At 52.1% G+C, this 634-nt stretch carries 1 rRNA gene; it reads right to left on the minus strand.

Annotation, left to right across the window (positions count from 1 at the left end):
• Nucleotides 1-634, minus strand: a 23S ribosomal RNA gene (locus tag IGW03_RS37790); the annotation flags it as partial.

Below are 634 nucleotides of genomic sequence, written 5' to 3' on the forward strand. Positions count from 1 at the left end.
ACGTATAAATACGCACAAATCCGCAGCTTCGGTGACTGGCTTAGCCCCGTTACATCTTCCGCGCAGGACGACTCGATCAGTGAGCTATTACGCTTTCTTTAAAGGATGGCTGCTTCTAAGCCAACCTCCTGACTGTTTTAGCCTTCCCACTTCGTTTTCCACTTAGCCAATCTTGGGGACCTTAGCTGGCGGTCTGGGTTGTTTCCCTCTTGACGCCGGACGTTAGCACCCGACGTCTGTCTCCCAAGCTCGCACTCACCGGTATTCGGAGTTTGCAATGGTTTGGTAAGTCGCGATGACCCCCTAGCCATAACAGTGCTCTACCCCCGGTGGTGATACTTGAGGCACTACCTAAATAGTTTTCGGAGAGAACCAGCTATTTCCAGATTTGTTTAGCCTTTCACCCCTACCCACAGCTCATCCCCTAACTTTTCAACGTTAGTGGGTTCGGACCTCCAGTACCTGTTACGGCACCTTCATCCTGGCCATGGGTAGATCATCTGGTTTCGGGTCTACACCCAGCGACTGAAATCGCCCTGTTCGGACTCGCTTTCGCTGCGCCTTCCCTATACGGTTAAGCTTGCCACTGAATGTAAGTCGCTGACCCATTATACAAAAGGTACGCCGTCACCCC

The organism is Noviherbaspirillum malthae (assembly GCF_015352985.1).
GTDB classification, from domain to species: domain Bacteria; phylum Pseudomonadota; class Gammaproteobacteria; order Burkholderiales; family Burkholderiaceae_D; genus Noviherbaspirillum; species Noviherbaspirillum malthae.